This window comes from Chroococcidiopsis sp. SAG 2025 (genome assembly GCF_032860985.1).
Classification (GTDB): domain Bacteria; phylum Cyanobacteriota; class Cyanobacteriia; order Cyanobacteriales; family Chroococcidiopsidaceae; genus Chroococcidiopsis.
Map to the genome: position 1 here is coordinate 71,367 of NZ_JAOCNC010000003.1, position 13,381 is coordinate 84,747.

At 41.4% G+C, this 13,381-nt stretch carries 16 protein-coding genes; 1 reads left to right on the forward strand and 15 read right to left on the reverse strand.

From position 1 onward, the window contains the following. Positions 1–126: 126 nt before the first annotated feature. From N4J56_RS35085 to N4J56_RS35100, 4 genes are all read right to left on the reverse strand, one after another. The gene (locus N4J56_RS35085; RefSeq protein ID WP_106217029.1) at positions 127–1,479 is read right to left on the reverse strand and encodes a cytochrome P450; all 1,353 of its coding nucleotides are present in this window, start codon (positions 1,477–1,479) and stop codon (positions 127–129) included. Between the two features lie 280 nt (positions 1,480–1,759). Beyond that, entirely contained in the window at positions 1,760–2,845 is a 1,086-nt protein-coding gene (locus N4J56_RS35090; RefSeq protein WP_410500772.1) for a hypothetical protein, read from the reverse strand. Between the two features lie 506 nt (positions 2,846–3,351). Then, entirely contained in the window at positions 3,352–3,708 is a 357-nt protein-coding gene (locus tag N4J56_RS35095) for a hypothetical protein (RefSeq protein ID WP_106217028.1), read from the reverse strand. 661 nt (positions 3,709–4,369) lie between these two features. After that, positions 4,370–4,783 carry a hypothetical protein gene (locus tag N4J56_RS35100; protein ID WP_106217027.1) on the reverse strand — a complete coding sequence of 138 codons (414 nt, stop codon included), beginning with the start codon at positions 4,781–4,783 and terminating at the stop codon, positions 4,370–4,372. An 88-nt stretch (positions 4,784–4,871) separates the two neighbouring features. Here N4J56_RS35100 and N4J56_RS35105 point away from each other — a divergent pair, with 88 nt between their 5' ends. After that, positions 4,872–5,129 (forward strand): hypothetical protein, encoded by a 258-nt coding sequence (locus N4J56_RS35105; protein WP_317111366.1) that lies wholly within the window; start codon positions 4,872–4,874, stop codon positions 5,127–5,129. Positions 5,130–5,131: 2 nt separating this feature from the next. Here the strand turns inward: N4J56_RS35105 and N4J56_RS35110 are convergent, their stop codons facing one another. The 11 genes from N4J56_RS35110 to N4J56_RS35160 all read right to left on the reverse strand — a co-directional run bounded on the left by N4J56_RS35110 (position 5,132) and on the right by N4J56_RS35160 (position 13,347). After that, positions 5,132–5,269: a hypothetical protein gene (locus N4J56_RS35110; RefSeq protein ID WP_317111367.1), complete on the reverse strand. Its 138-nt coding sequence runs from the start codon at positions 5,267–5,269 to the stop codon at positions 5,132–5,134. Further along, complete coding sequence (locus tag N4J56_RS35115; RefSeq protein ID WP_317111368.1) at positions 5,260–5,547, reverse strand: PleD family two-component system response regulator; 288 nt, start codon at positions 5,545–5,547, stop codon at positions 5,260–5,262. The genes N4J56_RS35110 and N4J56_RS35115 overlap by 10 nt, the downstream gene beginning before the upstream one ends. A 135-nt stretch (positions 5,548–5,682) precedes the next feature. Beyond that, positions 5,683–7,356 carry a sodium:solute symporter family protein gene (locus N4J56_RS35120; protein WP_317111369.1) on the reverse strand — a complete coding sequence of 558 codons (1,674 nt, stop codon included), beginning with the start codon at positions 7,354–7,356 and terminating at the stop codon, positions 5,683–5,685. A gap of 9 nt (positions 7,357–7,365) precedes the next feature. Next, positions 7,366–7,620, reverse strand: coding sequence for a DUF4212 domain-containing protein (locus N4J56_RS35125; protein ID WP_106216264.1), 255 nt, complete (start codon positions 7,618–7,620; stop codon positions 7,366–7,368). Between the two features lie 104 nt (positions 7,621–7,724). Further along, positions 7,725–8,846 carry a hypothetical protein gene (locus N4J56_RS35130; RefSeq protein ID WP_317111371.1) on the reverse strand — a complete coding sequence of 374 codons (1,122 nt, stop codon included), beginning with the start codon at positions 8,844–8,846 and terminating at the stop codon, positions 7,725–7,727. A 307-nt stretch (positions 8,847–9,153) separates the two neighbouring features. Beyond that, positions 9,154–10,401, reverse strand: coding sequence for an HlyD family secretion protein (locus N4J56_RS35135; protein ID WP_106216266.1), 1,248 nt, complete (start codon positions 10,399–10,401; stop codon positions 9,154–9,156). 626 nt (positions 10,402–11,027) lie between these two features. Further along, on the reverse strand, positions 11,028–11,279 hold the full coding sequence (locus N4J56_RS35140) for a hypothetical protein (protein WP_181245280.1): 252 nt from the start codon (positions 11,277–11,279) through the stop codon (positions 11,028–11,030). Positions 11,280–11,433: 154 nt separating this feature from the next. Then, a complete protein-coding gene (locus N4J56_RS41575; protein WP_106216268.1) occupies positions 11,434–11,694 on the reverse strand; it encodes a DUF4278 domain-containing protein in 261 nt (86 codons plus the stop codon). 1 nt (position 11,695) lies between these two features. Beyond that, on the reverse strand, positions 11,696–11,983 hold the full coding sequence (locus N4J56_RS35150) for a hypothetical protein (RefSeq protein ID WP_106216269.1): 288 nt from the start codon (positions 11,981–11,983) through the stop codon (positions 11,696–11,698). Between the two features lie 21 nt (positions 11,984–12,004). Then, positions 12,005–12,154, reverse strand: a complete 150-nt coding sequence (locus N4J56_RS35155; RefSeq protein WP_317111373.1) for a hypothetical protein — start codon at positions 12,152–12,154, stop codon at positions 12,005–12,007. Positions 12,155–12,231: 77 nt separating this feature from the next. Further along, complete coding sequence (locus N4J56_RS35160) at positions 12,232–13,347, reverse strand: hypothetical protein (RefSeq protein ID WP_106216270.1); 1,116 nt, start codon at positions 13,345–13,347, stop codon at positions 12,232–12,234. Positions 13,348–13,381: the final 34 nt, after the last annotated feature.

A 13,381-nucleotide genomic window follows, 5' to 3' on the forward strand; every position in this document is an offset into this window, starting at 1 on the left:
AATGTTTGAGGACAGGCGATCCTTCTTAATTAGCAGGACTTACATCGGGTAAAACTGGCAATGCTGCAATCAGGTGCAATTTGAGTCTGAAGGCGAGCATGAGCGTGCAGGACTTAACTCGTCGGCTCAGAATTTTTCTTTCAGAATCATCTGCACCCCTCTAGCAGGAGCAAAAGTAACACCTCGGCGCACAGGATGTTCAGGAGATCGATCTGCTAATGCTAATCGATAACGAGACAGCACTGTTGCTACGACTAATTTCATCTCAAAAGAAGCTAACGCTTCCCCAATGCAGCGACGCGCACCACCACCGAAGGGGAGAAATTCATAGGGGGAAAACTGTTGTTCTAAAAAGCGCTCTGGCTGAAATAATTTAGGTTCTGGGTAGAGATCTGGGCGTTGATGAGTTAGATAAATACAACCATAAAGTCTAGTGCCAGGTTCCAGTTGATAACCCATAAGTTCTACAGGTTCTTTGACCTCTCTAGGAACGGTGAGAACAGCAACAGGGAAAAGGCGCAAGGTTTCATGACAAACGGCTGTAAGATAAGGTAATCGCAAAATGGTTGTTGGATCTGGAGCCTTTCCTAGTCGATCGAGTTCCACAAGCAACTTCTCGCCAACCTGTGGATGACGATGAATCCCATACAAAGCCCAAGCGATTGCAGTTGCGGTTGTGTCTTGACCTGCCAAAAGGAGTGTAATTAACTCATCATGCAATTCAACATCGCTCATCGGTTGACCTGTTTCATCGCGGGCTGAAATTAGTAAACTTAGGATGTCTGAACCAGGCGCGTGACTCTGGTTGCGACGAGCGCTAATTTGGGCGTACACCAGTTCGCTCACCTGTCGTTGCAGATGCCGCAAGTATCCCCAAGGACTTCGCACTCCCCAATCTTTTTGCAAAGAAGGGAAGAAAATTAACCCGGCGATCGAAGGAGATTGCAGTGAATCGGTGAGTTTCACAAATAGCGACTTGAGGCGATCGAAACGGTCTTCTCGATCGACCCCAAAAACGACTTTTAAAATGACTTCTAAAGAGATTTCTTGTGCCAAAGTTCGTGCAGAAAACCGAGTCCCAACAGATAGCGAACTCATGGCTTTATCGACTAATTCACAGATCGATCGTCCATAAGTTTGCATCCGTTCTCCATGAAAAGGAGGCATTAATAACTTACGCTCTCGGCGATGGCGAGAACCTGACAATGTAAAAATGGAGTAATCTCCAACCAGTGGCTGCATATGTTGGTTGGGTGGAGTAATAAACTGCCTCGTGTCATTCGCAAAAATGCGCCCAAGTGCTTGAGGATTACTGATGAACAAAACAACATCGCGATCGCCAATCACAGGAGCGTTAAAAATGTCTCCGTAGCGCTGTGCGGCAGTATCCATATAGGCAATCGAGTTCTGTGCGTACTGGATTTTTTGCAGCCATTGAGGAGCTGGCGAACCATCAGGAAAACGAGGTTTTGAAATCATTGGTTTCAACTTAGAGCAAAAGCGCTAATATAAGGCAATGCGATTAATACAGAGCGTTTGTCATTAAAAGTATTTGCGACGCAATCGATCGCTCTACCATAAGCTGAGGAAAAGTCAGCTTAGGTGCGCCCAAAAGTTTCGTCGATGACTTTGGCTTGAGTGTCGCCATAGATACCTACAATGCTACAGTAAACGACTTTTGACAACAGAGTTACCCCGCTGTTGTAGAATCTTGACTAAATAGAGCCTGTAAAGCTATTTGCTCCAGTTACTAGCGCTTTCATAAGGCTTTTTCGTAGATTCGGTAAGTTTTATAAATTTTACCACCAGAGGCTTCGGTTAGCTTACGAGAGGGGAAATTGTCCTCGAAAATGTATCCTAATTCGGCTCTTTTATAGAGTTTGCCTTTTTGGATTCCCCCTTTCATTCCTAGATAAATCAAAGCTAAGGAAACCATCTTACGGCGATATTCTGGTAAAGAGCAAATTATAATTACTCTTCCTTGGTCAATCTGACGGCGATACCAAAGAAACTTGAGAATTCCTAACCAATTAAACTTTCCATTGAGGTGTTTTAGTGCAATGTTGTAGTCAGGTAAACCCATGAAAAAACCAATCATTTCCCCGTTGTATTCCGCGATAGGGAAAACATCTGGGTCTACAAGGCTCTGTAGTTCCTTAGCTTCTTCCATGAATTCTGCCTCGCTACGCGGGGTAGAACTCCAGTTATTGGCAAAAGCACGGTTAAAAAGGTGATAAATAGCGATCGCATCAGTCTCAAATCCTTCACCTTTTGTCCTGATTGGACGGAAGTTTACCCCTGATTTACAAGCAATTCGATAAGCTTTTTCAAATTCTGATGGTAAGGGTTTGTCTAAGGGGAAATCATAGGCGTAAGCATCTTTGGCTTTGTGCCAGCCGTCTCGTTCGATAAACTCTGGATAGTAGCAGGGATTGTAGGGTGTCATCATCATTGGTGGTGAATCAAAGCCATCGACTAAAAAGAAACAGTTGTTATGGGTAGATAAATCAATTGGTCCCCGAACAACTGTCATCCCCTGCTGTCGCAGCCACTCACCAGCGTTACTTAGTAAGGCTTGAGCTACTTCAAAATCTTGAATGCACTCAAAATAACCAAACAATCCGATATTCTGACCTTCTTTTTCAATTAAATGCTGATTTACAGTCGCCACAATTCTTCCCAACGGCTTCGCACCTTTATCTTGAGATACGGCGATAAATTGCTGTAGCTTCCCATAGTTAAAAAAGGGATTGGTTGGAGTAAATTGCTTAGCAATACTGCTGCGAATGGGTGCTACCCAATGAGGATCGTTGGCGTATATCAGTGATGGCACATCCAGAAACATTTCATTTTCTTCTGGAGTGGTCACAGTGTGAATTTGAATTGAAGAATTAGTTAACACCGCGTTGCACCTTGTCTGACTGACGAAATTTAGGAAGTATAAGAAAAAGTCCGAACTCTAAACTTACGTTCAAGAGATTTTTGGGCGTGTTTTTTAGAGGCAAACGCTATTTTGGGTCGGCATCGTCGGAAAAATAAAGGGTAGAAAATAACCTCCACCCGCGATACAAAAACCCGTAACCTACTCCCAACCAATTTGCAAATAGCTGTTTTCTCGGAAAGTATGGCAATCAACGAAACGACGTTTCCCAATCTGCAAATCCTTGGTCTATCATAAATCTTATCTATTGCCTCATTGATAATAACTTATGTGTACGCTGTAACAAATTTTGATGGTTTTGGACAAAAAGGCGCGACTATCGATGTAGATTGTCCACATTGTTAAACTGGTACGCTCTAAACAAATCAGCTTGTCTGTAAACCAGGTGTCACCCTTTCAAGATATTGTATTTAATATTGAGTCTGTTGAGCGGTTGAAATATCAATAAGCAGCCAAACAAAACTCCAAATGGTACAGGTGATACGAATGTCGTCGATGTAAAGAAAGCTGCTATTAATGTCATATTTGCCATGTCCAAGCGTTACTAAAATCCAGACTACTAAACGATACAGTAGATTCAAAATCAGCTTGTTTGCCAAGAGTAGGTTAATAAAAGCGAAAATGGCTACCGAACTATTAGTAAAAAACTTTGTTTTATAGAAAATAACTAAAAGTAGAAAATTGGTTACTAAAACTGTAATTTGCCAAAAAATATGCGCTTTTAAATTATTTTTATCAGCTTTTGATTTGATATTTTCAATTTTCATATTAATTTTCTTAAAATTTTATAAATTTGCTCGTTAAACTCTAGATTAACAATTTTTAGAAAGGCTGATATTCTAAGACAAGTATAATTTACATAGTGAAGATTTTGAAATAGTTACGTAACTCTGTTTGACTGACGAAAAGCTTCTGTTCTCGATAGGTTTTGCAAAAGAATTTGTTTTTTTGTAAAGTTTTGAGGGCTGCTTATAATCCGTAGCCACAGGTCATTACTGTTGACCAAAATGCTGTTTGACCAAAAACAATTGTTACTTTTAAAGAATGAATGGTTAGTTAATCTTATAAACTAGGGTAGGAAAAAGTCTCTTAATAATAGTTCTGTCAATCCTTGCTTAGATTTCAGTTTCAGTAGTTCTATCCATTTGCGTTGAAATTCTGGATGCGCTCTGGGAGAGTAAATGAACAGAATCTCGTAGCCTCAGATCGGCAAGTCCTAACATCCCCTTAATCAGTAAGGATTTATCCATCACTGCGAATTTATCTCCGTAACTATTAATTATTAATTTTAATTGCACGAATAGTCGAACATTAGTGCTGAGTACTAAAAACTAGGTCAAGAAGTATTACTGCTACTACCGCAATTGTTACGCTACTAACAGGTTGAATTAACATAAATGTGAGAAATGCAATCTTAAAAATCCACGTTTACTTCTCCTGATAATAACTTATCTTCTTGCATCTTTCCAAAAACTTAATATTCTTTTGTTGCTTAGCAATATGCTTATTACAATGCCAGACGTATAGAAATAGTCCCATACTAATACTACTAATAAAAGTTAGCAAGAGAAATATGTCTAATTGCCAAGTAGAATTTGATACTGATTTGGCAAGCGTTGATTTGCTATGAGCGATCGCTTTGGACTGCTGACCATTTTTAAGCTGACTATGTTTAAATTGACACTTCCAAGAATTTTGTGTTTCTTGCACACATACCCAATTCAGCATCTTTTCTTCTTTTTTCACGTGATGTAGCGCTCCAGCACTCAGCGCTTTTGGTACTGGAACCATTAGAGCTGAAGTAGCTAAACAAAACGCGATTGCTTTAAATTTAAATTTCATTTTTCCTCCAATAATAAGTACTACATCTGCGATCGATACTTTGAAAAGTGCGAGCGCTTAAATGGAGATTGAGAAGCCATTTAGAAAGATGCCAGCTTCAAGTAAGAAATGGAGAAAAGTCTTTGCAGATACCGCTGAACTAGTAATTGCTTTTGAGTGCTTGAAGCTTGGGTTGAGAGTAGTAGATTCTCTAGATGAAGTCAGAGCAAGCATTTTTCGGTTAAAACAAAACCAAAAGTACAATTTTATCTGCGATACTCGCTTCTCCAAACTTGGGGTGTTGTCTCGCGGCGAAACTGGCGGAAGAAAGGAGCTGCATATCGATTGCCCGATCGGTGAGTGGTGACTCTAATCTAAGACTAGCTGGGCGGATGTCGTAAACCTCTGCTGGAGAGCAGCCTGCTTAGAAAAACAAGCGGCGATCGCCTTGAGTAATTCATCTAACTTGAAGGGCTTAGTGATATAATTATCTGCTCCTAGTTCCATAGCTTTACGAAATCAGCCCGCTCCAGCTTGCTAGTGAAGAAAATGAAGGGGATACCCGCACTTAAAGGATCTTGGCGCAGCGCAGTCAAAACACCATAACCATCGAGCTGGGAAATCGTAATCTCACAAAGTATCAAATCTGGTAGCTCTTTTTGTACCTGCTGGATACCAACCAGACCGTTTTCAGCACCAATAGCGTAGAAACCTTCAGTCTCAAGCCATTCCAGAAAGAGATTACGGGTTTCTGCCCTATCTTCAATCACTAAAACTTTTTTCATCGTCTTCTTTACAAATAAATCTATTGATGTGTAGTTGTCAAGAACGGCAGATATTCTACTTTTGTAAACTTACTAAGCTCTTCAACAAAAACCTGGTAAGGGCGCACTCCAGAAAGTAACCCCAGAAGACAAAAATTAATGCACTGATTCAACAGGTAATTCTGCACCCGCAGGACTTCGCAAATCTTCTACCATTTCTTGCACCGCAATTGGAGGTGGTGGAGTCAGGCGCGACACCACAAGAGTCACAATAAAGTTAATTATCATTCCTACAGTGCCAATACCTTCAGGAGAAATTCCAAATAACCAAGGTTGCATGCCGTAGAATTTCACCCCGACAATGTAAAACAGGGTGAACAATAACCCAACTACAATCCCTGCAATTGCACCTTCTCGATTCGTTCGTTTATCAAAAATACCGAGAACGATTGCCGGAAAAAAGCTAGCTGCTGCTAAACCAAAGGCAAAAGCCACCACTTGCGCCACAAATCCAGGCGGATTGATCCCAAAATATCCCGCCAGCACAACGGCTACCCCCACCATAATTCGACCGACAAACACCCTTTGGGTTTCCGAGGCGTTGGGATTGATGATGCGGTAGTAAATATCGTGCGCCACCGAACTAGAAATCACCAACAGCAAACCACTAGCTGTAGATAAGGCGGCAGCTAACCCTCCAGCAGCGACAAGTCCAATCACCCAAGGCGCTAATTTAGCTACCTCTGGCGTGGACAAGACAATAATATCGGGGTCGATGGTGATTTCGCTCGTACTTTTATCTGGTGATAGCTCAATTCGTCCGTCATTGTTTTTGTCTGTAAAAGTCAATAACTTGGTTTTTTCCCACTTATTTACCCAGTTCAATTGACGCACTTCGGTAATTGGTTGGTTGTGCAAAGTGCTAATCAAGTTGTAACGGGCAAAAGTTGCCAGTGCTGGCGCGCTGGTATAGAGTAGGGCGATAAACAACAATGCCCAACCTGCGGAATAACGAGCGGCTCTGACGTTAGTCACCGTGTAGAATCTGACAATCACGTGAGGCAATCCTGCCGTTCCCACCATTAAAGCGAGAGTTGTGAATAGTACATCTAACTGAGATCTGTTCGCGAAGGGTTGCGAATATTCTTTAAAACCTAAATCCAACTGAATCTGATTTAATTTGTCGACAATATCGCTAAACGTAAACGCCAGTTGCGGGATCGGATTGCCTGTGAGAATCATTGCGATCGCCACAGTTGGAATTAGATAAGCCACAATCAACACAACATACTGAGCTACCTGAGTCCAAGTGATGCCTTTCATCCCACCCAAAACTGAGAAGAATGCCACCACCACCATCCCGATCATCACGCCCGTACTGATATCGACTTGCAGAAAGCGGCTGAACACAATTCCCACACCCCGCATTTGCCCTGCGACATAAGTCAGCGAGACAAATAAGGCGGCGACAACTGCAACTAATCTGGCTGCATTGGAGTAATAGCGATCTCCTACGAAATCCGGTACGGTGTACTTACCGAACTTGCGCAGATATGGGGCGAGTAGCAGCGCTAGCAGCACGTAACCGCCAGTCCACCCCATCAAATAAATCGAGCCGTCATAGCCCAAAGTCGAAATCAACCCCGCCATCGAGATGAAAGAAGCCGCCGACATCCAATCTGCCGCAGTTGCAGCTCCATTCGCTATTTGGGGGATATCTTGCCCCGCAACGTAAAAGCCGGAGCTATCCTTGACGCGCGATCGCCAACCGATATAGAGATATAACCCGAAAGAAAGGGCAACTAACCAAATCGTCCAAAATTCTGCCATAACTCAACCTCACTTCCTCATACCGTATTTGCGATCGAGCTTGTCCATCTGGAAGGCATAGATGAAAATCAATGCTACAAACGTTAAGATCGAGCCTTGTTGTGCCATCCAAAAGCCTAGAGGGACGCTACCAATTCGGAGCGCGTTCAATGGCTGTACCAGTAGAATGCTGAACACTAGCGATACCAGCGCCCAGGCAATTAACAAGTTCCGAATTAAAGTTGTATTGGCTCGCCAATAAGCTTCTTGTCTGTCTCTATCCATAGTTTTGTACAGCATTGTTTTTGTTTTAAGGTGAAACGATTTGGAATGAAGCTAGTATGATGAGGCGATCGCACCAGAGTGTTTGTGACAGAAGTTGTCTCGCTTCAAGAGTCCCAGGTAGCTCCATAGGCTGGAATACCTTTCCCTAAACAAGTCTTGACCACCTTTTCAGTAACCGCTTTATTAGATACACAGAACACAGCTTGCGCTCTAAAATCTCGAACTGCTTCAATAGCTAGCTGCTCTACATTTGGTCTACCATGTACTCCTGTATCGAAAATATTGCTACGAGGATGAGAGTTAAGAAAAGACCAAAGCTCTTCGCCGTAAGTTTGTTCGTGTTTGTTGGCGATCCACACAATATAAAGTTTATGACTGTTTTCTATCAGATGAGGTATGACTGGTGCAATTCCTGCTCCAGTTGCAATTACAACTACTCGTGAATAAGCATTAATTGAGAACATAAAACCAGGAGGCTTGACTCGACGAACCCATATTCGTTTGGGCAAATTTCCTTTTTCAACTTGCTGAATCAAATTTTTAGTCCAGTCGCCTGCCGCGCCGATGATTAGATTAATTTCTGACTCGCCCGTTCCTTTGCTGAAACTCGTTCCTGCAACAGAAAAGGAATGCCATTCAATACCATCTAGACTAATTCGAGCAAATGTTCCTACATCAGCCCTTCCTGGAAAAGATACAACTAAAACTCCTTCGGAAGGACAATGCATTCTAAAGTTAGAGAAACATTCCATACTCATCCAAGGCAAAGCTACACTGAAAATTATCAGCGAAAGCATGAGTAAAACTGGATTAGTCAATAAAGCTTCTAGAGGATAAGCTTGGTTGAGAGTGACGATAAATTGAAATCTAATTTGATGCAGGACGAGAATACCCAAACAAGACCATCCCAGATAGCGATGGCTTATTTCAAACGTGTCATGAAACTTATGACGCAATGGGGAAATAGCAGTGAGGATAATAATAACTAAAAGTGTTAACAGTATACTGGATATAGCAATTGATATAGGATCGCTGGATACAGACATTGATAGAAGGTCGCTAGGATTTCCTAACTGCTGCCATTCATTAATGATTATCCACAGAAGTCCCCAAGTAGCACATGAGGCGTGAACGCTACCGATGTAATGAACGCCACTATTAAAATAGTATTTGCCATGACCGATCTTTACCGAAGTCCATACTGCCAAACGATATAATAAATGCACAATTAGTTCGTTTCGGACTAAAACAGCTAATAATACATTGCTGACACTAACAATTGCTGTTGAAACGTCAGTTAAATATATTGTTCGGTAAAAATCAACCAAAATAAAAATATTGATTAAGGAAACTAAAATCCACCAAAAAAATACATATTAAAGTTTTGCTCGACTATAAATCTGTTATGAGCAACTTTAGAACTTCTAGATTTGATATTATATGTAATTCTTTGCACACTTTGTATAGCGACTCCTAGAATTCCTATCATGAAGTTACACTCCTTATAGCTGTAAAAATTAAAGACGTAAATTACTAAAAAGGCGAAGACTTTGACTCAATAAAGCGAACGTTTACACTTCTCCCTGCCAGACAAAAATCGTCCGATCTAAGAGATTTCTGCCAATCGACTTTAATTCGTACTGTCGCTACCTGTACTGGTAGTTGACGCTGAGCAATTTCTGATGGTGGTTCTACAACATATTGCCCAACTTCAACACGACCTGTACCTGCTCTGATTGTCTCTACTCGTCCTTTCCATTGAACATTACTTGAGTTAGTAAGGTTGATTTGAGCTTCTTGTCCAACAACAAGTTTATTAGCCTCAGTCTCATTTATAAATGCTTCTATCCAAAGATTCTGGCAGTTTAGTAACTGAATAATCGATTTATTAGCTTCGACTATTTCCTGCGACTGGGAATTAATTGACCAGATCGCTCCTGTTGTTGGTGCTAGAACCGAAACGCTTTGTTGAGCCTGCAATTCTTTACTGGTAATCGATAGCTGTGACTGAATACTCTGGATTTGTTTAGAGAGGTTTCTTTCTTGTTGCTTTAGGTCTATTAACTCTGTGTCAAGTTCGAGAACGCGAGTTTCAGGATAGCTTAAGGTGCGATTTATTTCTAGCTGAAGTCCGGCTTTCGTTGCTTCTAAGTTGAGTTTGGCTAGCTCAATTCTCGATTGAGCTTCCTTTACTACAGCAGATGCTTGCTGCGCTTCTGCAATTTTATTTTCAGCTCTGGAAACGGTTTCTACTCCTTCCTTTGCTAAGCTAGCAAATCGTTGAGCGTCCCTCTGCGCTACTTTTTTTCTGGCTTGTTCTCGTGCGATTTCCCCTTCAAATTGTTTTATCTCTTGATGGGCGTATTTGAGTTGAAGCATTCTCTGGGAGACAGATTGTTGTTTAAACAAGTTCATCAATTTATTGCGATTTTGAATTTGCTGTTTTACTCCAGAGATTTGCTGTTGAACATCCTGTAGGCGGGTTTCCAGTTGCTGCTTGTCAATTCTGAGAACTGATACTCGTGGATTTTCGACAGTAGATTTAATTGTGCCGATTTGTGTCCCTTTCTCAAGTTGCTTGCTCAACTTAATTTTCTCGCTTTTCAACTCTAGCTCACCGGGGATAGATGCCCGCACAGAAGTGATTTCACCGTTAATAAAAGCTTGGGCGCTATGAACTTGAGAAAAGTCGCGTCTTAGCCTATTTCCAAAAATAGCTAGACAGGTAAAAAATAGAATTGAAAGAATAATTTTTCCTAAAGGTATTGCTTTTAAGTTCATAGTATCTGTACAGGAGGACAGGTAACAGCTAAGGCAGAATCAATAGAAATAGAAACTGGCAGCAAACAAGTCGATCCTGGCAATTCTTTTAATAAGCTTGAAAAGGGAAAAATACACTAGAAATTCTTATCAGAGTCATGAGAGATACTGGAGCGATTAATCGAGATTTTAGGAAATACGTTTGGTTCAAAGTGATGAGCATCGCAAGCTAATTTCAAACAAGACTAAAACACCCAAACAAATTCATTCAAGACATCAGCGTGCTTTTCAAATGTCAAAACTTTCTGAAGTTAAAATACGAATTTCCAAAGCTTAGAGGAAGGTGCTGATAGTAGAAAAAATCCTACTTAAGTAGGATGTTATTGCTCACCTTATTAGATCTTTCTTGCACCATTCTCAGTAAGGGTTGCCAAAGTCGCCAAAACCTGAAAGAAAGGGCGTAGGAATAAATTGAGTTGACGGTTATGGAAACCATCGTCGAATACGCCCAAGAGCTAGTCTATAGCCTTGTTTGCTTAATGCCCAGCCCATATCAAAAAGCCAGTCTAAACGCCCTGTTCGGACTGTTTCTCGATTCTCTTGGGTACCCTTTACCCCAGCGCACCCAAGTGAAATCCGCAGCTTCATTACCTAGCTTCGCAATAAGCTGCAAATATTTTGTGTGTAGAACGATACAGTCGCCGACCTCGCAATTGGGCAAGTGCTTTACCTACCTGATAGAATGCTTGCTCTGCCACCAATTCCAACTGACGGCGATCGCATTGCTCATCGTAGGTTAGTTGTTCTAAAATTTCTGCTTGAGCCACTTCTACTAATGTGAAGATGTTGGACTCGACCAAAGCAGTGGATTCAGTTGATACAAGTTGTTGGTGACTCATCAGAGTTCATAAAGTTGAGTTGTACTTCAAATCGCTTGCCCGTCTCACTTCCTATTCCCAAACCCAGCTAAGAGAAATGACACCGTTGCTTTGACTAAGGTTGACATCAGCGAAAGCAGACATGCCTTACTAATTGAACGAGTGCGGTAACTCCTTAGGCATTTCGATTTATTAAAAAGGTGATGCTCTGATATATCAACTTGTAGTAGATTACACCTCGATACATCAACTTATGAATTGCTAGTTTTGCAGGCACTTCCACAAGTCGAGGATGAGGAGCGACACAATAAGTTACGCCACGATATCTGCGGCAATCGGCTGTGTCAAATTCACGCAGTTGACGCAATGGACGATCTGGTTGAGCAGAAGAATGACGGTTGTATGGTATTCCACGATAGCAGAGTTTGATTATCATATTACACTTCTCGATCGAAACGACGTAAGTGCGAACTGCATGTTCTTGCTTGGAAATAAGTAATACTGCTACGCGATCGCGCAGTTCTGAACTCAGAACCTCGAACTAAGCGAGGTTTTGCTGTCGCTCCCAGATTTTGCCCCGTGCGATCGCCTAAAATTTCCCCAGTATATATCCGTTGTTCGACCGCGCTAAACTTCTGAATTGTTGAGGGTTCGCTAGTCAGAAAAGAAACAGCGATCGCTACTAAAAAAGAAAGAGGAATTGAAACAATCCCTGAATTAATCAAGGGAAAAAGCTTTAGGTTGGTTCAAAATACTGACTTCGACCAGCGTCGATAGTATTTTTCTTGTCTTGTAATCCTTGGTGTCAATAAAGCTTCTAATTGAGAGGCAATGGTTTCATCTTCTATCATCGGGCGATGTTGCTTCTTGGCATGGTCGCGGTTGCTCCGACTCATAGCTTCATCCCTCTATTTCTTATCTGCTATGAGTTTTACACCATCTCAGTCTGACTCTTGACAAATGTTTAGTAACCTTAACTTGTGACCGGTGCGCTGATGCAATCATCCAGTTTGTAGTATTCCTCTATGTGAGACAAAATAAATCTTTCCCCATCAGTTAGAGGCTCAGATATTCCTAAATGTTCTAGAATTTTGTCTAATCCTAGATCGCGGGATTTATGTTCGCGTAGTTGTCTAATCCTCTCCCAATCTTGCGGCAACTGTCGTCTAATCTTCTCCCAATCTTGCTTAAACTGCTGAGGAGCTTTGGATAAATCAATTTTCTGCTTTAGATTTTCAGGATTCACAGTAAGAAGAGTTCCATCGCGAACTTCGACAATTACTCTAGAGTCTTTTAGCTCTACTATTCTGCAAAGGTGGCAATTGTATTTCTTCTCCCGATCTTCGAGACTGATTAAAGTGAAGATCTCACCTACTTGACAATTCTCTGGAAGTGTTTTGCGCTTTCTTTTGTCCTGCACGACATTGTTCTCTTGTTTGTACTGCTTGACAATATCTTTGATGAAATTAGCAGTTATATCTTTACCAGAAGCTTTTGCTTCTTCTAGGACTTTTTTCCATACCTGCTGCTGCTGCTCGTCGGTATTTAAGCTAAATAAATGCCTAGCTTGCGCCATGTTGGTAGGAAGCATATTCGCAAAAATCTGAATTGAATTTTCATCAGGTTGATTTTGAGAACAGATTGTTCTCATCAGATTGTCCATTAAAGGAGGAAATTTAATCAAGTAATCGGCGTGACGGCGAGTAAATCCATATTTTTCTTGACAATAATTCTCAAATGCTCTGTGCGTTGAACGAAACAGCTTTCGATCTCGGATTTCAGCGAGTGCTTGACCCCAGCCATAGTAGGCTTCCAAGGATTTCTGCTTGAGATACGATTCCAATCGCTCGCGATCGCGTTGATCTTCTGGGGAGAGTGGTTGTAAAATTTCTTCTTGTTCTTCTGGCTCTTGTTCGTCTTGGGAAAGGGGTTTTGACTGTCCCACTCGCTCCTCTTGCTTGGGTGGTTGTACAATTTTTTCTTGAGCAGCTTTAGGTAAGAGATTGCTGAACTCGCCCTGAGAAGAAGATTCAAGAGCAGAGAATTCAGTAGGAACTAATGAAGTTGAGTTATCAAAATTAAAGTTCATATCGCTTGCCTGATTACTTCTTTCTTATTCCTAA

Bases quoted from the DNA above. Each gene is read 5' to 3' on its own strand.
- N4J56_RS35095 (WP_106217028.1), bottom strand. From the start codon at position 3,708: ATGAAAATTGAAAATATCAAATCAAAAGCTGATAAAAATAATTTAAAA.
- N4J56_RS35110 (WP_317111367.1), bottom strand. From the start codon at position 5,269: ATGGAACTAGGAGCAGATAATTATATCACTAAGCCCTTCAAGTTAGAT.
- N4J56_RS35115 (WP_317111368.1), bottom strand. From the start codon at position 5,547: ATGAAAAAAGTTTTAGTGATTGAAGATAGGGCAGAAACCCGTAATCTC.
- N4J56_RS35085 (WP_106217029.1), bottom strand. From the start codon at position 1,479: ATGATTTCAAAACCTCGTTTTCCTGATGGTTCGCCAGCTCCTCAATGG.
- N4J56_RS35090 (WP_410500772.1), bottom strand. From the start codon at position 2,845: ATGTTTCTGGATGTGCCATCACTGATATACGCCAACGATCCTCATTGG.
- N4J56_RS35140 (WP_181245280.1), bottom strand. From the start codon at position 11,279: ATGAGTCACCAACAACTTGTATCAACTGAATCCACTGCTTTGGTCGAG.
- N4J56_RS35105 (WP_317111366.1), top strand. From the start codon at position 4,872: ATGCCAGCTTCAAGTAAGAAATGGAGAAAAGTCTTTGCAGATACCGCT.
- N4J56_RS35125 (WP_106216264.1), bottom strand. From the start codon at position 7,620: ATGGATAGAGACAGACAAGAAGCTTATTGGCGAGCCAATACAACTTTA.
- N4J56_RS35100 (WP_106217027.1), bottom strand. From the start codon at position 4,783: ATGAAATTTAAATTTAAAGCAATCGCGTTTTGTTTAGCTACTTCAGCT.
- N4J56_RS41575 (WP_106216268.1), bottom strand. From the start codon at position 11,694: ATGATAATCAAACTCTGCTATCGTGGAATACCATACAACCGTCATTCT.
- N4J56_RS35155 (WP_317111373.1), bottom strand. From the start codon at position 12,154: ATGAGTCGGAGCAACCGCGACCATGCCAAGAAGCAACATCGCCCGATG.
- N4J56_RS35120 (WP_317111369.1), bottom strand. From the start codon at position 7,356: ATGGCAGAATTTTGGACGATTTGGTTAGTTGCCCTTTCTTTCGGGTTA.
- N4J56_RS35160 (WP_106216270.1), bottom strand. From the start codon at position 13,347: ATGAACTTTAATTTTGATAACTCAACTTCATTAGTTCCTACTGAATTC.
- N4J56_RS35135 (WP_106216266.1), bottom strand. From the start codon at position 10,401: ATGAACTTAAAAGCAATACCTTTAGGAAAAATTATTCTTTCAATTCTA.